At 60.8% G+C, this 17,148-nt stretch carries 16 protein-coding genes; 10 read left to right on the forward strand and 6 right to left on the reverse strand.

All coding sequences use genetic code 11. The features are described 5' to 3' along the window. The 3 genes from GIW02_RS09860 to inhA form a co-directional block, all read right to left on the reverse strand. On the reverse strand, window positions 1-1,461 hold the full coding sequence (locus tag GIW02_RS09860; protein WP_236411634.1) for a mannose-1-phosphate guanylyltransferase/mannose-6-phosphate isomerase: 1,461 nt from the start codon (window positions 1,459-1,461) through the stop codon (window positions 1-3). Next, window positions 1,461-2,900, reverse strand: a complete 1,440-nt coding sequence (locus GIW02_RS09865; RefSeq protein WP_236411637.1) for an undecaprenyl-phosphate glucose phosphotransferase — start codon at window positions 2,898-2,900, stop codon at window positions 1,461-1,463. Before GIW02_RS09865 ends, GIW02_RS09860 begins: the two co-directional genes overlap by 1 nt. 595 nt (window positions 2,901-3,495) lie before the next feature. After that, the gene (gene inhA / locus GIW02_RS09870) at window positions 3,496-4,176 is read right to left on the reverse strand and encodes an isonitrile hydratase (protein WP_236411639.1); all 681 of its coding nucleotides are present in this window, start codon (window positions 4,174-4,176) and stop codon (window positions 3,496-3,498) included. 90 nt (window positions 4,177-4,266) lie between these two features. On the opposite strand from inhA, the gene GIW02_RS09875 reads away from it, so the two are divergent. After that, the gene (locus tag GIW02_RS09875; RefSeq protein WP_236411641.1) at window positions 4,267-5,235 is read left to right on the forward strand and encodes a GlxA family transcriptional regulator; all 969 of its coding nucleotides are present in this window, start codon (window positions 4,267-4,269) and stop codon (window positions 5,233-5,235) included. 88 nt (window positions 5,236-5,323) lie between these two features. Here the strand turns inward: GIW02_RS09875 and GIW02_RS09880 are convergent, their stop codons facing one another. The 3 genes from GIW02_RS09880 to GIW02_RS09890 form a co-directional block, all read right to left on the reverse strand. After that, a complete protein-coding gene (locus tag GIW02_RS09880) occupies window positions 5,324-6,220 on the reverse strand; it encodes an alpha/beta fold hydrolase (protein ID WP_236411643.1) in 897 nt (298 codons plus the stop codon). 103 nt (window positions 6,221-6,323) lie between these two features. Beyond that, window positions 6,324-8,150 carry a glycoside hydrolase family 15 protein gene (locus tag GIW02_RS09885; RefSeq protein ID WP_236411645.1) on the reverse strand — a complete coding sequence of 609 codons (1,827 nt, stop codon included), beginning with the start codon at window positions 8,148-8,150 and terminating at the stop codon, window positions 6,324-6,326. Then, window positions 8,143-8,943 (reverse strand): glucose 1-dehydrogenase, encoded by an 801-nt coding sequence (locus GIW02_RS09890; RefSeq protein ID WP_236411647.1) that lies wholly within the window; start codon window positions 8,941-8,943, stop codon window positions 8,143-8,145. Before GIW02_RS09890 ends, GIW02_RS09885 begins: the two co-directional genes overlap by 8 nt. Before the next feature lie 253 nt (window positions 8,944-9,196). Here GIW02_RS09890 and GIW02_RS09895 point away from each other — a divergent pair, with 253 nt between their 5' ends. The 9 genes from GIW02_RS09895 (at window position 9,197) to GIW02_RS09935 (ending at window position 17,121) form a co-directional block, all read left to right on the forward strand. After that, the gene (locus GIW02_RS09895) at window positions 9,197-9,907 is read left to right on the forward strand and encodes an HAD-IA family hydrolase (protein WP_236411648.1); all 711 of its coding nucleotides are present in this window, start codon (window positions 9,197-9,199) and stop codon (window positions 9,905-9,907) included. Between the two features lie 25 nt (window positions 9,908-9,932). Beyond that, on the forward strand, window positions 9,933-11,156 hold the full coding sequence (locus GIW02_RS09900) for a transaldolase family protein (RefSeq protein WP_236411649.1): 1,224 nt from the start codon (window positions 9,933-9,935) through the stop codon (window positions 11,154-11,156). Continuing rightward, window positions 11,153-11,881 carry a sulfotransferase-like domain-containing protein gene (locus GIW02_RS09905; RefSeq protein WP_236411650.1) on the forward strand — a complete coding sequence of 243 codons (729 nt, stop codon included), beginning with the start codon at window positions 11,153-11,155 and terminating at the stop codon, window positions 11,879-11,881. The genes GIW02_RS09900 and GIW02_RS09905 overlap by 4 nt, the downstream gene beginning before the upstream one ends. Before the next feature lie 10 nt (window positions 11,882-11,891). Beyond that, window positions 11,892-12,617, forward strand: a complete 726-nt coding sequence (locus GIW02_RS09910) for an SDR family oxidoreductase (protein ID WP_236411651.1) — start codon at window positions 11,892-11,894, stop codon at window positions 12,615-12,617. Next, entirely contained in the window at window positions 12,614-13,750 is a 1,137-nt protein-coding gene (locus GIW02_RS09915; protein ID WP_236411652.1) for a nucleoside-diphosphate sugar epimerase/dehydratase, read from the forward strand. The genes GIW02_RS09910 and GIW02_RS09915 overlap by 4 nt, the downstream gene beginning before the upstream one ends. A gap of 7 nt (window positions 13,751-13,757) precedes the next feature. Further along, a complete protein-coding gene (locus GIW02_RS09920) occupies window positions 13,758-14,528 on the forward strand; it encodes a class I SAM-dependent methyltransferase (protein ID WP_236411653.1) in 771 nt (256 codons plus the stop codon). Between the two features lie 10 nt (window positions 14,529-14,538). Further along, the gene (locus GIW02_RS09925) at window positions 14,539-15,768 is read left to right on the forward strand and encodes an MFS transporter (protein ID WP_236411654.1); all 1,230 of its coding nucleotides are present in this window, start codon (window positions 14,539-14,541) and stop codon (window positions 15,766-15,768) included. Then, entirely contained in the window at window positions 15,765-16,379 is a 615-nt protein-coding gene (gene cysC / locus GIW02_RS09930) for an adenylyl-sulfate kinase (protein WP_236411656.1), read from the forward strand. Before GIW02_RS09925 ends, cysC begins: the two co-directional genes overlap by 4 nt. A gap of 97 nt (window positions 16,380-16,476) precedes the next feature. Further along, complete coding sequence (locus GIW02_RS09935) at window positions 16,477-17,121, forward strand: CGNR zinc finger domain-containing protein (protein WP_236411659.1); 645 nt, start codon at window positions 16,477-16,479, stop codon at window positions 17,119-17,121. The last annotated feature ends 27 nt before the right edge of the window (window positions 17,122-17,148 follow it).

Consider the following 17,148-nt stretch of genomic DNA (forward strand, 5'->3'; position numbering starts at 1 on the left):
TCACCTCTTCACGTCGGCCGGGGCGCGCCCGTAGATATCGTCAAAGCGCACGATGTCGTCCTCGCCCAGGTACTCGCCGCTCTGCACCTCGATCATCACCAGGTCGATGATGCCGGGGTTGGTCAGGCGGTGTTTGTGCCCGGCCGGGATGTAGGTGGACTCGTTGGCGTTGATCAGGAATTCGCGCTCGCCGTTGGTGATCTGCGCGGCGCCGCTGACCACCACCCAGTGTTCGCTGCGGTGGTGGTGCATCTGCAACGACAGCGATGCCTGGGGCTTGACCACGATGCGCTTGATTTTGAAACGGCTGCTTTCCTCCAGCACGGTGTAGGTGCCCCACGGCCGGGTGACGGTGCGGTGCAGGCTGTACGCCGGGTGGTTCTGGCGCTTGAGTTCGGCAACGATGTAGCGCACATCCTGGCTGCGGTGGGCGTCGGCGATCAGCAGTGCGTCAGGGGTGTCGACGATGATCAGGTCGCGCACGCCCACGGCGCCCAACACGCGTTTGGGCGAGTCGATGTAGCAGTTGTGCACGTCATGCAGAATGGCTTCGCCGTTGACCTGGTTGCCGTGCGCATCGCTGGGCGTGAGCTGGCGCAGGGCTTCCCAGGAACCGATGTCGCTCCAGCCGATGTCGCAGGGCACCACGGCGACTTGTTTGGACTTTTCCATCAGCGCCACGTCGATGGAAATGTCCGGCGCACTGCCGAATGCCTCCGAATCCAGTTCTCGCTGGCGCGAGGTTTTGTTCTGCAGGCTCTGGCTGTGCTCCAGCGCGGCGCGGGCGGCGCTCAGCACGTCGGGGGCGTGGGCGCCGAGTTCCTCCACCAGGGTGCTGGCCTTGAAGCAGAACATGCCGGCGTTCCACAGGTGTTTGCCGCCGTCTAGGTAGGCTTGGGCAGTCGCCAGGTCGGGTTTCTCGACGAAGCGTTTGACCCGGTTGCCGTGGCTCAGCGGCTCGCCTTGTTCGATATAGCCAAAGCCGGTTTCCGGGTGGTCGGGCTGGATGCCGAACGTCACCAGGTAGCCGGCTTCGGCCAGGTCGCGGGCCTGGGTCACGGCCTCGGCGAATGCCACTTCATTGAGGATCAAATGGTCGGCAGGCATCACCAGCAGTTGCGCGGCGTCGCCGAAATGCTCCTGCACGTGCAGCGCCGCCACGGCAATCGCCGCCGCGGTGTTGCGCCCGAACGGTTCCAGCAGCAGGTCCAGGGGCAGGTGGGCCTTGTTGACCAGGCGGTAGTCATCCAGGGTGCGAAACAACAGGTCACGGTTGGTCACCGTCAACACGCTTTCCACCCCGGGCAACTTGGCGGCGCGCTGGAAGGTCTTTTGCAGCAGGCTCTGGCCGTCGCGCATGCGCATGAACGGCTTGGGCATATTCTGCCGCGACACCGGCCACAGCCGAGTGCCCGAACCACCGGAAATGATGCAGGGAATCAATCCGTTGAGGGTATTCATCAATAGACTTCCTTGGTGGAAAGGACGGCTGGGACCGTCATGAAGACGATGTACAAGTCAAACCACACCGACCACTTGGAGATGTATTCCAGGTCGTATTCGACACGTTTCTGGATCTTGAACAGGGTGTCGGTTTCACCCCGGTAACCATTGATTTGCGCCCAGCCGGTGATGCCCGGTTTCACCCGGTGGCGTGAGCTGTACTCGCTCACCGCCATTTCGAACGGCACGCCGGCGGCCTTGGTCGCGGTGGCATGCGGGCGCGGGCCGACCATGGACATGTTGCCCAACAGCACGTTGAACAGCTGTGGCAGCTCGTCGATGCTGGTCTTGCGGATGATGCGGCCCACGCGGGTGATGCGCGGGTCCTCCCGGGTGGTCTGGCGTTCGGCGGTGAAGTCGCTCTGGTCGGTGTACATCGAGCGGAACTTGAACACGCGGATCTCGTTGTCGTTGTAGCCGAAGCGGTTCTGACGAAACAGGATCGGGCCCTTGGAGTCGAGCTTGATCGCAATCGCCGTGATCAGCATCACCGGTGACAGGCACACCAGCGCCAGGCTGGCGAGCAGCAAGTCTTCGCAGCGCTTGATCACCGGCGACCAGCCGCGCAGTGGCAGTTGCGAGGTGTTGAACATCAGGATGCCGCCCACGTCGGTGATCTTGCTGTGGCCGTAGCGCAGGGCGGCCATGTCGGGCACAAGCATCACGTTCACCGACATCTGCCGCAGGCGGTTTACCAGGCCGTGGATGCGCTGCTCGGCGGCCCAGGGCAGGCAGATCATCACCTGGTTGACTTGCTCGGCGCGGATCAGTTTCTCCAGGTCGCGGGTGTTGCCCAGCAAGGGCAGGTTGCTCAGTTCCTTGGGGATACGCTCGGTGCGGTCGTCGATAAAACCGATCAGGCCGGAGCGGATGTCGCCATTGCGTTGCAAGTGGTCGGCGACGTGCATGGCGGTGTCGGTAAAGCCCAGGATCACCGTGCGCTGCAGGTATTTGCCGGCGCGCATCAGCTTGCGGTACAGGCGCAGCATCATCAGGCGCTCAAGGCAGAACAGCAGCAGGCTGGCGAAGTACCAGGTCACCAGGTTGCGTGGGGTCAATTGCGGGAAAAACTGCAGGATCTGGTACATGAACAGCAGGATGCAAAACGCCGCCGACCAGGCCTTGATCTTGGTTTTCAGGCGCAGGCGGTTGCTGAACAGCTCCTCGGAATAGATACCCAGGGCCTGGAACAGAATGATGGTCAGGACCGCAAAAAACACCAGCAGCCCTAGAAAATGGGCACGCAGCTCAGGGTCCATCGGGTCGATGAAAATCACCAGGACCAGTGGCGGCAGAATGGCGCTCAGGCCATGGATAAACTTGACGAAAACAACAAAGAACTCAACAAAACCGGCGCGCGTTAAAAACAGGCTGTCGACGGACGACTTTTCTCGCATAAAACATCCCTCATTGCACTCCAGACGCTGTTGTTCGAAGGGCTGTTCAATAAAGCAGCAGGCCGCTTTAGAACAGGTGTCGAACCACGACTACTCTGGGTAATACGCAACTATCAATCCAACTGCAGACTTCAAACCCGGCTATACAGTTGAAGGGAATTTGCGGGGTAGTGACTAAAGGAGTGTTTCCTTTATGTGTTAGTCAATGAATTGACGATGGTGCGGAAGTGGCATGCTAGACAGGTTAATCGGACTATTTTTTGACATTTTATTGACTTTCCTTGTCCAGACACTGGGTAAATGGGTGTGTTTTTTGAGTGTAGGAACAAATACCAAATTTTTCCTGCTTAAAGGAAAAACCTTTTTCGAAAGGGCGCGGGAAAGGGGGACAAACAGGGTGTGGCAGGGCGCACTAAGTGCCCTGCCAGCAAGGGTTTCGCCGGATCAGAAGTTGCCTTTCAAATGCACCGTAAAATTTCCCGGCGCGGCCTGAAAGTTGCCTCTTGAGGCTGTTTCGACGGTGCTGTAGTAAGTTTTATCGAACAAATTGTTGCGGTTGACTGCCACGCTGCACTTCGACAGCGTGGCGTCGGCATCAGCCCAGGCGTGCAGCCGCGCGCGCGACAATTTCAGCGCGGGTTTTGCGCGACTCGACGGTGCGCTTGCGGGCTTCCTCCAGTACTGCGTTGGGCGCGGTGTCCGGGCGGCCCGAGTCGAACGGCGGGGCCGGCGCGTATTCGATCTGCAACTGCACCAACTGCGCCGCCGCTTCGCTGTACAACTCGGCTGCCAGGGTCAGTGCGAAGTCGATGCCCGCCGTGATCCCGCCACCGGTCAGCAGGTTGCCGTCGCGCACCACGCGTTCCTGCACCGGGATGGCGCCGAGCGGGGCGAGCATGTCGTGGTAGGCCCAGTGGGTGGTGGCCTTGCGGCCGCGCAGCAAGCCCGCCGCACCGAGTACCAGCGAGCCGGTGCACACCGAGGTCACGTAGCGCGCGGTCTGCGCCTGGGCCTTGAGGAAGTCGAGGGTGTGCACGTCTTCCATCAACGCCCCGACGCCACCGCCGCCGGGCACGCAGACCACATCCAGGGGCGGGCAGTCGGCGTAGGTCATGGTCGGGGTGAACACCAGGCCCGTGCTGGAGGTGACCGGCGCGAGGTCTTTCCACACCAGGTGCAGCTTCACATCCGGCAGCGAGCCCAGCACGTCATAGGGGCCGGTGAGGTCCAGTTGCTGAATGCCGGGGAACAACAGAAAGCCGATCTGCAAGGTCATGAATGAAGCTCCGATAAAGGGGTGGACGACTTCACTCTAGAGGCCTAGGCTTTGGCGAATACGCCATTGAACCCACGAATCACGCCAATCATGCCGAGAATCATCCACGTACTCGCTTTCGACAATGCCCAGGTGCTCGACGTGACCGGCCCGTTGCAGGTCTTTGCCTCGGCCAATGACCTGGCGCGCCAACGCGGTGAGCCGCTGCCCTACGCTGTCAATGTGATCGCCGACCAGACGGCGCCGGTGATGACCTCCGCCGGGCTGGCGCTGGTGGCGCAACCGTTGCCGGCTGCCGACACGCCGTGCGACACCCTGGTGATCGCCGGTGGCTGGGGCGTGTACGGCGCTGCCGACGACCTGGGGTTGGTGGACTGGGTGCGCGAAAAGGCCCGGCACACCCGGCGCATGACCTCGGTGTGCACCGGCGCCTTTTTATTGGCGGCCAGCGGCCTGCTCGATGGTTGTCGCGTGGCTACTCACTGGACCCGCTGCGACGAACTGGCGCGCAAATTTCCGGCGCTGACCGTGGAGTCCAACCCGATCTTTATCCAGCAAGGCGCGGTGTGGACGTCCGCCGGTGTCACCGCCGGTATCGACCTGTGCCTGGCCCTGGTCGAAGAAGACCTGGGTCGCGCCGTGGCCCTGGAAGTGGCGCGGCACCTGGTGGTGTTCCTCAAGCGCCCCGGCGGCCAATCGCAATTCAGCGTGACCCTGGCCCTGCAAAAGGGCGGCAGCCGCTTTGCCGAACTGCACGCCTGGGTCGCAGAGCACCTCACCCTGGACCTCAACATTGCAACCCTGGCCGCCCAGGCCGGTATGAGCGAACGCAGTTTCGTGCGCCACTACCGCGCCGAAACCGGCCAGACCCCGGCACGCGCGGTCGAACTGATCCGTGTTGAAACCGCGCGCCGGCAACTGGCCGACAGCAGTGCCTCGATCAAGCGCATCGCCGTGCAATGCGGCTTTGGCTCTGAAGAGACACTGCGCCGCAGTTTTCTGCGTGCCTTGGAAGTCACCCCCCAGGCCTACCGCGAGCGGTTCTGCCAACCGGCCTGAACGGGGCGGGTGGCCGTCGTCTGCCACGACCTGCGCAGCCGGTTGACGATCCTGCTGATGGCACCTGATGCGACCGAGGTGACTGGCGTCAGGGCCGCTCGAGCAGTTCGATGATCGCTGTCGTCGTCACCTGCGGCGCTTCCTGGGGAATATTGTGGCCCACGCCGGGCAACACCTGGCGCCGGTAAACGCCGCTGAAGTGTTCCACATCGTCATCCTCTTGCGGTGGCGGGCCCACGCCATCATCGGCGCCACATAGCGAAATGCTCGGCACCGAAATCGGCGGTTGCTGCGCCAAGGCCTGCTCGATGGCTTCCAGCGCCGGTTCGCCGAGGGCGTACATGAAGCGGTGACGATAGGAGTGAATCACCACTTCGACAAAGTCCGGGTTATCGAACGACGGCGCGGTCTGCCCATACAGGCTCGGTCCCTCGGCCCAGCTTGGTGACCACAGTGACCAGAGCAATTCGCACAGCTCACGGCGGTTGGCTGTGAGCCCGTCCACGCCACGCTGGGTGTGGAAGTAGAACTGGTACCACAGCCGATGCTCGGTTTCCGGCGCGCGCGGCTTGAGGGATTTGGCGATGTCCTGGATGTTGTAGCCATCCCCGGTCACCAGCCCGCGCACCCGCTGCGGCCACAGCGCCGCGACGATGCACGCGGCGCGTCCGCCCCAGTCGTACCCCGCCAGCGTGGCCTGCGGGATCGACAGGGCATCCATGAAGTCCAGCAAATCCTTGGCCAGCGCCGCCTGTTGGCCCGAGCGCATGACCTGCTCATTGATAAACCGCGTAGGGCCATACCCGCGCAAGTACGGCAGCAGTACTCGGCAACCGCGCGCGGCCAGCACCGGGGCGATGGCGTCGTAAGCGCGCGGGTCATAGGGAAAGCCATGCAGCAGGATCACCGGCGTACCGTCGGTGGGGCCGTGGGCCTCATAGGCCACGTCGAGCATGGAGGTGCGTACGTAGAGCAGTGCGGTCATGGTGGGCGCCTGTCGGATGGCCAGTGGTGGTGGAACTCTAGCCGAACGGTGTGACGCAGCGCCCCGTCTTTGACGACAACGCGCTGACTTGTCTAGCTCAAGGTCACGGCTGCCAGGTAGTCTTCTCCCCGCTGAGCTTGCGGTCCAGGAATGTCGCTGCGCTGATCAGCGCCAAATGGCTCAGGGCCTGAGGCGTGTTGCCCAGGTGGCGGGCCTGGCTGTCGAACTCTTCGGCGTACAGGCCCAAGGGGTTGGCGTAGCGCAGCAGTTGTTCGAATTCCAGGTGGGCTTTCTCCACTTGGCCGGCACGGGCCAGGCATTCGACGTACCAAAAGGAGCACGCAGCGAACGCGCCTTCGGTGCCTTGCAGGCCGTCGATCTGGCTGTCGTCGTTGCGGTAGCGGTAGACCATGCCGTCGCGCACCAGGCTTTTCTGGATGGCTTCCAGGGTCGAGAGCCAGCGCGGGTCGGTCGCCGCGACGAAGCGCACCAACGGCATCAGCAGCATGGAACCGTCGAGGGCGGTGCTGCCGATATGCTGCACAAAATGCCCGCGTTCTTCGTTCCAGAAGTTGCTCCAGATGTCGGCGTAGATCGCCTGGCGCGTCTGGTCCCAGCGCGCAAAGGGCGCCGGCAACGAACGCTTGGAGGCGAGGCGGATCGCGCGGTCCAGGGCCACCCAGCACATCAGCCGCGAATGCAGGAAGTGATGCTGTTCGCCGCGCATTTCCCAGATGCCTACGTCCTTCTGGTTCCAGATCTCGCAGACCTGGTCAGCCACTTCCACCGTGTGTTTCCAGCCTTCGTGGGAGATGGCTTCGCCGTATTTATTCACCAGGTAGACCGCATCCATCAGCTCGCCATAGATGTCCAGCTGGATCTGGTCGAAGGCCTCATTGCCCACGCGCACAGGCTTGGCACCGCCATGGCCGCTGAGGTGGTCGAGCTCGGTTTCCGGCAGTTCCTGACGCCCATCGACGCCGTACAGGATGTTGATTTTGGTCGCCTGGCCGCAGCAGTCGCTGACCCGGCCTTTGAGCCAGCGCATATAGGCGTTAGCTTCTTCGATAAAGCCCAGACGCATGAACGCGTAGACGGTAAACGAAGCGTCGCGGATCCAGGTGTAGCGGTAGTCCCAGTTGCGCTCGCCTCCTGGGGTTTCCGGCAGGCCGAAGGTCGCCGCGGCGATGATTGCGCCGTGTTTGCGCGAGGTCAGCAGTTTGAGCGCCAGGGCCGAGCGGTTGACCATCTCGCGCCAGCGCCCGCGGTAGTTCGACTGTGCGATCCAGCCGCGCCAGAACTTCAGGGTATGGGCCAGCGCGAGGTCGGTGCAGCTGCTGTCTACCCGCTCATCCTCCTGGCCGCCGAGCACGAACTCGGCGCCTTCTTCCTGGGTCAGGGTGAAACTGGCGGTCGCGGCATGCTCGTGGATCTGCAACGGGTGGCTGCCGGACAAACGTATGCCGGGCTGACCCTCGGCGGTGAAGCACACCGTGCCATTGTCGAGGGCCGCGACGGTGGGCGTGCGTGCATAGTCATGGCGCACGGCGCAGCGCAGCTGAATGTTGGCCGTGCCGCTGACCACCCGGACTCGGCGAATCAACAGCGGCAGGTCATCGGGCTCTTCGCTGATCACCAGCAGGTCGGTGATCTCCACCACGGCTTCGTCGCTCAGCCAGCGGGTTTGCAGCACATTGGTGTCGGGCAGGTAGATCTGCTCGCGGCGCGCGTTGGGTAGGTCCGGGGTGAGTTGGAAAATACCGGCGCCCGGGGTGTCGAGCAGCGAGCAGAAGATTGAAGGGCTGTCGAACTCGGGCCAGCAGAAAAAATCGATGCTGCCTTTATCGTTTACCAGTGCCGCACTGCGCATATCGCCGATGATGCCGTGGGCGTCGATGGCGCTTTGTTGTTCGTTATTCAAATCAACCATTGTCACGAAACTCCGGGTAAAGGCTCATGCCGCCGTCAATAAACAAGGTGCTGCCCACTACGTAATCGGAGGCATCACTGGCCAGCCACACCACGGCGTTGGCCACGTCTTCCACATCGCCGATGCGGCCGTAGGGGATCAACTTCAGCAGTTCCTCTTGCGCTGCCCCTTGGGTGGCGGCGCGATTGATCGCGGTACGAATCGCCCCCGGCGCAATGCCGTTGATACGAATGCGCTGCTCGCTGACCTCCTGGGCGAGGCTACGCATCAGCATCTCCACGCCGCCCTTGGACGCCGCGTAGTTCACGTGCCCGGCCCAGGGGATCAACTGATGCACGGAACTCATGTGGATGATTTTGCCGGCAGCCCGGGACACGCCGTCTCGGATGCCCTGGCGCGTAAAAATGCGCACCGCCTCGCGAGCGCACAGGAACTGACCAGTGAGGTTGACGCCGATCACGGCGTTCCAGTCGTCGAGGGTCATGTCGACCAGCGCGGCGTCCTTCTGCAGGCCGGAGTTGGCCACCAGAATGTCGAGGTGGCCGAAGGCGTCGAGGGTCTGCGCAAACAGACGTTCGACGTCTGCCTCTTTCGACACGTCGGCGCCGATGGCAATCGCACGGCCGCCACTGGCGTTGATCTGCTCCGCCAACGCCTGGGCCGGTGCGCCCTGGCGGTTGTAATTGAGCACCACAGCCGCACCGGCCTGCGCCAGGGCTTTGGCTGCACCCGCTCCGATTCCGGAACTGGCGCCCGTCACCAGGGCCACTTGTTGTTCCAACGAAATTCGCATTGCTCACCCGGCCTTAAATTCGTGAGTTCAGTCAGCTGACTGACGCCGTGCGGCGGAAGTTCACCGGTGTGATTTTAGCGACTACAACCATGGTGATAAATGGAATAAAAGAATAATAAGAAATAACCATAAGATACTAAAAAACCGCTCAAAAGCGTTTGACAGGTTATTTTGTCGCGTGTCTTATAGGCACACCTCAACCCGCTCCGTTGGTAGTTCGGAAGTCATCGCGGGGCCTCGATAAGAGATGTCTATGTGCTTTTCGGCGGTTATAAGGGAACTACCGGATCAGGCAAAAGCGGTGGCCTATCGTGGCCCACCCAAGTTAGTGATCTTCGATTGCGATGGCGTACTTGTCCAAAGTGAAGAGATCACCCTGTCGGTACTTATTGATTTACTCAATGCCCGCGCGCACAGCCAGGGCGGTTTTAAACTTGATCAGGCACAGTACATCGAACACTTTCGTGGACGAAAGATCGCGGAGTGTTTAGCCGAAGCGCAACAGCTGTTAAACATTGAACTGGACAGCCAGTTCGAGGTGCACTTTCGTCAACACGCGCTCGCCGCGCTGACGCGAGAATTGAAAGCTACCGACGGAATACTTGAAGTTCTGCAATCGCTGAACATTCCTTATTGCGTGGCCTCCAGCGCGCCGCGCAATAAGATAGAACATTGTTTACGTCTGGCAGGGTTGTTTTCCTACTTTGAAGGGCGACTGTTCAGTTGTTACGAACTTGGCCGTTGGAAACCCGACCCGTTGGTGTTTTTAACCGCCTGCGATACTTACGGCATTGACGTTCGTGATGCCGTGGTTATTGAAGACAGTGTCACGGGTGTGCAGGCGGCGGTGGCCGCCAATATCAGGGTATTGGGTTTTGGTCCGCCGCAGCGGCATCGCTTGTTGGCCGACGCTGGCGCGTTGCCTTTTAGCGATATGCGTCAGTTATTGAACCTTATTAATTAGCGAACTTACTCAGGGAGGAGGCGCCGTGAACACACTCGGTTATAGAGAAAGGCTCAAACTTAACGACCCTTGTTCAGAAGTGTGGTGGGACTCATCGACCGCGGTCTATGCGCCTTTCAAAAACCACTTGCTGGAGAAATACCCGGCGGCGGCGGCCTCTATAGAACACCTGATGCCGGATAGCTTCTCGCAGGCCCGGGGTTTTTGCAGCGTGACCACCAACCCGCGGCTGGTGACGGCGGTGATCCTCGAAAAGCGTGAGTACTGGGCGTCGCGTTTCAACCTGGCGAGCCTGTCGCCCGCCGAGTTGCGCAAGCAGTTGTACAACGAGGTCATCGCTCAAGGGGCGGCTGCGCTGAGGCCGCTGTGGGTGCAATCGGCCCAGGCCCAAGGGTGGATCTGCGCCCAGGTCGACCCGGGTGATGTGCGCTGCACCGAACGCATGACCGCACGGGGGGTGGAGCTGCGACAGCTGGCGCCCAACGTCATGGTCAAGGTGCCGGGCAGCCTGGAGGGCATGGAAACGGTTGAAGGCCTGGTGGCCCAGGGCGCATCGGTGAATATCACGTTCTGCTTTACCGTCTCGCAATTCCAGGCCGGTATCCAGGCGATAGAGCGGGGCATGGCCACCGCGCGTGGCAACGGTATCGACACCCGCCATTGCAAATACGTGATCACCTTCATGATCGGGCGTTTCGCCTGCCAGCCCGAGTTTGCTTTGCAGGCGGCGGAGCGCGGCCTGGCGCTTGACCCCGAGGAACTGCGCTGGGCCGAGCTGCTGATTTACGAACAGATAAAAGCACTGGTTGCGGCCTCGAACGTGCCGGTCAAGTGCCTGCTGTCCAGTATCAAAATCGACGTCGACGCGCGTGGCAGCAAGCACTGCTGGCACCTCGAAAAGACGGGCCTGAGCACCACTTGCTACACGCTGACGCCGGAGGTGGTGGAGTTTCTGATCGAGCGCGAAAGCCACGGCAAGCCGGTGTTGCCGGCCAGCGAGCCACTGCAGCCGCCGCCCTCGACCTTCGCCAAGCTGATCCGCATCCCATACTTCTGCGACGCCTACTTTATCGACAGCATCGAAGCATACGACTTTGGCAATCACGAGGCTTTCATCAACGCCTGCAACGAAGCCAACAGCGCGCACCGGCGCCTGGCGGACTACTGCGTGCGACTCTGCCCGGCGCCCAAGGCCTTCAAGCGCTCACTCAACGCGATCCTGGCGGCTGAATTCGGGGTGGTCGCATGAACCGGATGGTTGGGTTGTGGGCGCACCCACGTTCGCGTTCCACCGTGTTGGAGCGTGTGTTTATCGAGCGCGGGGATTTCGAGGTCTTCCACGAACCCTTTGCCCATATGGCGTTTTCTGCAGATTCGGCGATCCCTTCGGATGAGTGGGACCACAGTTTTCCAACCACCTATACGGATATAAAAGCCCACCTGCTCGCGGCCAAAGAACGCGCGAATGTTTTTCATAAAGACATGTGTTACCACTGCCTGGATGAGTTGAAAGTGGACCTGGCGTTTCTTGCGCAGCAGGACAATATCTTTCTTATTCGCGAACCCGCCAGCAGCATTATTTCCCATCATCGAGTGCACCCGGATATGCCGATGCAGGCCATCGGGCATAAAGCCTTATATGAGATCTTTTGTGTGGTGACCAAACTCACCGGGACCGTGCCCTATGTCATTAACGCCGATGACCTGGCCGCCGAACCGGAACGTGTCATTCGTAAACTCTGTGATTACTTGGGTATCGAGTTTCTACCCCACGCGCTGACCTGGAAGCGCGAGTGTCCGCCGCAGTGGAAAACCTGGCGAAGTTGGCATGTTGATGCCGAGAACAGTGAACGTATTGTTGGGCCGCAGAAACAACCGGTGGATATGCACGTACTCGATCAGCACCCCAAGTTAAGGGAGTTGTACGAATACCATCGTACGTTTTATGCGCGCATGAACGAATTTTGCCAATAAGGATGCTGGGATGAAAAAGTTGATAGTGACCGGCGCGGCCAATGGCATTGGTCGGGCGACGGTGGAAAACGCAATTGCGCAAGGTTACTTCGTTATTGCCGCCGATAAAGACGCCGATGGTTTAAATACGCTGCAACGTCGTTATAGCGCCGATGTGTTGGAAACCCACCTTGCTGACTTTTCTGATACGGCGGTGATCAAACGCTTTATTCCCACGTTGTATGAGCGCCATTCAACTATTTATGGTTTGGTTAACAATGCGGGTATTTACCACGGCAAAAGCGTTTATGCCTATTCCGATGAACAGATAGACGAAATCCTCAACGTCAACCTCAAGGCATTGGTGTACCTCTCCAAGGATTTCGCCGAGCGCGAGATGCGCCATGAAGCGCCGCGCAGCATCGTCAATATTGCGTCGGTGGCGGGGGAGGTGGGCAGCTGCGACGCCCTCTACGGCGCCACCAAGGCCGCCGTCATCGGCCTGACCAAGGCCAACGCGTGGAACTTCGCGCCGTTTGTGCGGGTAAACGCCGTGTCGCCGGCGCTGATTCACGACACCGCGATCTACGACACCATCCCCGAATACCGGCGCGCCGAGTACGCGCGCCAGGAAATCCTCAAGGACCCGATCCTGCCCAGCGGCGTCGCCGATGTGATTCTGCTGCTGGTCGGCGAGAGCATGCGGCACATGACCGGCAAGGTGATCCCGGTCGATAACGGAGCCTACCCACGATGAGCCATTCAACGCGCAAGAAAAAACTGCTGCTGGTGGGGGCCGGCAACTTGTGCCTGCAGATTCTCAAGATTCTCGGGCCAAAAAATGCCTTCGAGTTCGTGGTGCTCGGCCGCAATCAGGAAGCAACGATTCGACTGTGCAACCTCGTAGAGCTGTCGTGTGCGCAGTTGGGGCAATGCATTGCAATCAAGCCGGTGTTCGCCGACCTGATGGATATCGAGCGGGTGACGCAGGTGCTTCGCGAGGAGACGCCGGACCTGCTGGTGAACTGCGCGTCACTGCAGTCATGGCGGGTCATTACCGGGTTGCCCAAGCTGACCTTCGAACGACTCGACCAGGCGCAGTTCGGCCCTTGGTTGCCGATGCACCTGACGCTGATGCACTGCTTGATGCAGGCGGTAAAAGCGTCCGGTATCACGCTCAAAACCGTCAATGCGGCCTTCCCGGATGCGGTCAACCCGATCCTGGCCCGGGTCGGCCTGGCGCCGGATATCGGTGTCGGCAATGTCGCCAACCTGGTCCCGGCCACGCGGCTGTCCATTGCGCGGCTGCTGGAGTGCTCGCCCGCCGATGTGCAGGTGCAGCTGTATTCCCAGCATTATTTCAGCCACTACGTGCCACGCGGCGGCTTGCCGCCGCGCGCGAGTTACCGTTTGTTGTATGAGGTGCGCGACCGGCCGCGGGCAAACCGCCTGCCCGCCGAGGTGATTTTTTCTACCGTGCAGTCCGAGTTCCGTCGCCTGGGTGGGGTCGATGGGCAGTTTCTCACGGCCTGTTCGGCGGTCACCGTCATCGAAGGGCTGTTTTCTCCAACACCCGTGCTGGTGCATGCCCCCGGCCCCCTTGGGCTGCCGGGCGGGTATCCGGTGCTGTTGCAGGATGGGCGGATCGAGGTGCAGTTCAGCGAGGCCTGCCCACAGGACGAGGCCGTGCGCATCAACACTATTTGCCAAAGCCAGGACGGCATCGACGAAATCCATTGCGATGGGTCGGTCACCTACAACCCGCAATGCATGGCGGTGATGCAGGCGATGTTGGGGTATTCGAAAAACACCATGTCCCTTGAGCAGTCCGCCGATTTTGCCCGCGAATTGGCGAGCAGGTACTTGGCCTTGAAAAATTCAACCTGGTAGGTGTGTGATGAATCAGATGTCAGGGCGCAAGCGCGACGAAGTCGCCAGTTATGCCGCGCAATACTCGGCGGATTTTGTCGAGCGTTGGGACGAGTTGATCGATTGGGAAAAAAGAAAGGCGGGGGAGCGCGGCTTTTTTGAACAGCTGCTGCACCAGCACGGCGTGCGCTCGGTGATCGACGTGTCGACGGGCAGCGGCTTCCATGCGGTGCAGCTCAAGCAAGCGGGTTTTGACGTGGTGGCCACCGACGGCAGCAGCACGATGCTGACCAAGGCGCGGGCGAACTTCCGCCAGCGTGGCCTGCAGATCGAATCGCATTACATGGACTGGCTGGCGCTCGACCCAAGCGTGCTGGGGCAGTTCGACGCCGTGGTGTGCCTGGGCAGTTCGCTGTGCCATGTGTTTGCCGCCCACGACCGTTTGAGGGTGCTGGAGAAGTTCAGGGCGTTGCTCAAGCCGGGCGGCCTGCTGGTGGTGGATCAACGTAACTTCTTTGCGATCCGCGCGGGCAACTTCAAGGCCAGCGGCAATTACTACTACTGCGGCAAGAACGCCGCCGTGAGCCTGGGGCAGGTCGACCAGCACCTGTGCGAATTCATCTACACCTTCGATGACGCGCAGCAGTACCGGCTCAAGGTGTACCCGTTGTTGCCCGGGGAGCTGGCCACCGAGGTGCTCGCGTCGGGGTTTGGCACCCATGAGAGCTACGGCGACTTCCAGCGCGACTACGACATGATGAATTGCGATTTCATCATCCACACCGCACGCGCCCTATAAAGGAGCAATGATGAGCACACTCGTACAGAGCAACGCGCGTCCGTTGGACAGTGTGGTGCTGGCCGTGGTGTTGACCGGGTTCGTCGCCAGTACCTATGGGTTCGGCGTTTACCTGTTCGCCAACCTGGTGGTGGACATGCGCCGCGACATCGGCTTTGACTACACCACGGTGGGCGTTATCACCGGCGGCGCGCAAATCGGCTTCCTGCTGTTTTCATCGGTCACCAGCTATATCAGCCGCTTTTTCGAGGGCTGGAAAATCAGCCTGGTGTCCACCGTGATGACCTCCCTGGCGCTGCTGGGGCTGAGTGTCAGCGAGAGCATCTGGGTATCCGGTGCGCTGTTGATTCTGCTCGGCGGCTGCTCCGCATCGGTGTATATCCCGCTGGCGGAGATCGTCACCAAGGGCTTCAGCCCGGGTAACCGCTCGCGGGTCATGGGGCTGATTTCCAGTGGGACCAGCTATGGCGTGTTCATCAACGGTTTGTTGGTGTCGTTTCTCACCCTGCACGGTGGCTGGCGTTCGATCTGGCTCACCGCTGGCCTGATTTCACTGGCCCTGTGCGCGGTGGCCTGGTTTCTGTTGCGCGCGATGGCGTCGGACCCAGACGCCGAGGTGTACGCGCAGCGCTCGGCGGTGGTGGGCGGCGACCAGCCGTGGTTGAGCCGTTCACTTTACCTGACCTGGGCCATCGCCTTTCTCAATGGGATGGCACTGTTGCCGTTCCAGACGTACCTGGCACCGTTCCTCAGGGATGAGTTGGGCGTGTCGGTGCAAGACACCGGGTTTATCTGGACCACCCTCGGCGCCGTGGGCATGGCCTCGGGCTTTCTGGTGGGGTGGATTGCCGACAAGGTCGGCGTCAGGGCGTCACTGGCGATGTGCTTTTTGAGCGCGGGCCTGGCTGCAATCCTGGTGTTCAGTTTCAACAGCATTGCGCTGTTCTACCTTGCAGCGTTTTTGTTTGCACTGGCGTTTTACCCGATTTTCGGGCTCGTCCCCAGTTACATCGGGCAAATTGTGCCGGTCAACCGCCTGACCCAGGCGTTTGGCATCGCCAATGTGTTGATCGGCCTGGGAGGCGTGTGCGGAAACTTCCTCGGCGGTTTTTCCAAGGACCTGACCGGGTCGTTCTCGACCGTCTATGGGGTGGTTGCGCTGTTGCTGTTTGTGCAGTGCGTGATGGTCTTCCTGTTGGGCAAACAGCCTATGTCGGCGATTGAAGGTGAACAGCCATGAGTCACGTTGCGCACAGCCCGAACCCGAATCTGCACGCCTTCGCGTTCAGCCATTCACGCGCCCAACACTTGCCTGTGCAGCAAAAACCCCTGGTCATCTGGCTGACTGGCATTTCCGCTTCCGGCAAGTCGACCATCGCCGATGCGCTGGACCGTGCGCTGCAGGCACAGGGGCGCTTTACCTGCATCATCGATGGTGACTCGGTGCGTGGCGGGCTCTGCCGGGACCTGGGTTTTACCGACAGCGACCGCGATGAGAATATCCGGCGGGTGGCGGAGGTGGCGCGGTTGATGCTGGAGGCCGGGCTGATCGTGATCGTGGCGCTGATCTCACCGTCATCGGCCAGCCGGCATTACGCGCGCTCTATTGTCGGCAATGAGTTCTTTGTCGAAGTGCACGTCGATGCGCCGCTGGAAACGGCAGAACAGCGCGACCCCAAAGGCTTGTATAAAAAAGCCCGCGCGGGGCTGATCAAAAATTTCACCGGAATTGACTCCGACTACGACTTGCCGGTGTTCCCGGAGGTGCATGTGGACACGCGGGCGCTGTCAGTGGAACAGTCTGTGGCGACCATTCTTGAATGGGTGGCCCGCAACCCGACTCACGCTTAGCCGTTGGTCTTTGCGCCGATATGCGCATGTCTGCACGTTCAGAAAACAAGGTACTCTGCGGCCATCGCCGCACGACCGGGTTTTTAAAGGAGCAGTCATGACGCATTTTACGGGCACCGCAAAATCGATCCGTCTGATTGGCGGCGCCCGGGTGCTGGACTTTATCAATACCACCAATGGCCGGCGTCCTGGCACGGCACTCAAGGTGATAGAAGAACGGCTCACCAGTTTTCAGTTCTTCTTCGAATGGGCGTTGCATGCGTCATTGATCACCGCCCAGGAATTTGATGACTACAAGCCGATGGTGTTTGAGTCACCTATTTCATACCAACCGAACCTGGACGCCATTGTTGCGTTCAGGGAGTGCCTGTACGCAGTGTTTTACCCGCTTTCCCTGCATCAGGTCGCGCCCGATGCGGCCTTGCAGCAGATCTACCAGATGTTCCAGCAGGGCGTCACCTGGCGGGTGTTGCGCTCGGTGGGCGGGCGGCCTGCCTGGGAGTGGAAACCCTGCCACTCTGCGCAAGCGTTGACTGACATGTTGCTCGGGCGCCTGGCCATCGAGGCCACACAACTGCTGGTGTCGGGTGGCCTGCACGCGTTGCGCAGTTGCAGCGCCACCGACTGTGATTGGGTGTTCCTGGATATCTCCAAGAACAAACAGCGCAAGTGGTGCCAGATGAGCGTGTGCGGCAGTCGGGAGAAACTCAGCCGTCTCCGGCAGGTGGCCGGCCAGCCCTGATTGCAGCGCAAAACCAGCGGCGACGGG

The organism is Pseudomonas syringae (genome assembly GCF_021606685.1).
Classification (GTDB): domain Bacteria; phylum Pseudomonadota; class Gammaproteobacteria; order Pseudomonadales; family Pseudomonadaceae; genus Aquipseudomonas; species Aquipseudomonas syringae_R.

Excerpts from the sequence above, each read along its gene's own strand:
- GIW02_RS09880 (WP_236411643.1), bottom strand. The coding sequence starts at position 6,220 with ATGACCGCACTGCTCTACGTACGCACCTCCATGCTCGACGTGGCCTAT.
- GIW02_RS09910 (WP_236411651.1), top strand. The coding sequence starts at position 11,892 with ATGAAAAAGTTGATAGTGACCGGCGCGGCCAATGGCATTGGTCGGGCG.
- GIW02_RS09885 (WP_236411645.1), bottom strand. The coding sequence starts at position 8,150 with ATGGTTGATTTGAATAACGAACAACAAAGCGCCATCGACGCCCACGGC.
- inhA (WP_236411639.1), bottom strand. The coding sequence starts at position 4,176 with ATGACCTTGCAGATCGGCTTTCTGTTGTTCCCCGGCATTCAGCAACTG.
- GIW02_RS09935 (WP_236411659.1), top strand. The coding sequence starts at position 16,477 with ATGACGCATTTTACGGGCACCGCAAAATCGATCCGTCTGATTGGCGGC.
- GIW02_RS09925 (WP_236411654.1), top strand. The coding sequence starts at position 14,539 with ATGAGCACACTCGTACAGAGCAACGCGCGTCCGTTGGACAGTGTGGTG.
- GIW02_RS09905 (WP_236411650.1), top strand. The coding sequence starts at position 11,153 with ATGAACCGGATGGTTGGGTTGTGGGCGCACCCACGTTCGCGTTCCACC.
- GIW02_RS09865 (WP_236411637.1), bottom strand. The coding sequence starts at position 2,900 with ATGCGAGAAAAGTCGTCCGTCGACAGCCTGTTTTTAACGCGCGCCGGT.
- GIW02_RS09860 (WP_236411634.1), bottom strand. The coding sequence starts at position 1,461 with ATGAATACCCTCAACGGATTGATTCCCTGCATCATTTCCGGTGGTTCG.
- GIW02_RS09875 (WP_236411641.1), top strand. The coding sequence starts at position 4,267 with ATGCCGAGAATCATCCACGTACTCGCTTTCGACAATGCCCAGGTGCTC.
- GIW02_RS09915 (WP_236411652.1), top strand. The coding sequence starts at position 12,614 with ATGAGCCATTCAACGCGCAAGAAAAAACTGCTGCTGGTGGGGGCCGGC.
- GIW02_RS09920 (WP_236411653.1), top strand. The coding sequence starts at position 13,758 with ATGAATCAGATGTCAGGGCGCAAGCGCGACGAAGTCGCCAGTTATGCC.
- GIW02_RS09895 (WP_236411648.1), top strand. The coding sequence starts at position 9,197 with ATGTGCTTTTCGGCGGTTATAAGGGAACTACCGGATCAGGCAAAAGCG.
- cysC (WP_236411656.1), top strand. The coding sequence starts at position 15,765 with ATGAGTCACGTTGCGCACAGCCCGAACCCGAATCTGCACGCCTTCGCG.
- GIW02_RS09890 (WP_236411647.1), bottom strand. The coding sequence starts at position 8,943 with ATGCGAATTTCGTTGGAACAACAAGTGGCCCTGGTGACGGGCGCCAGT.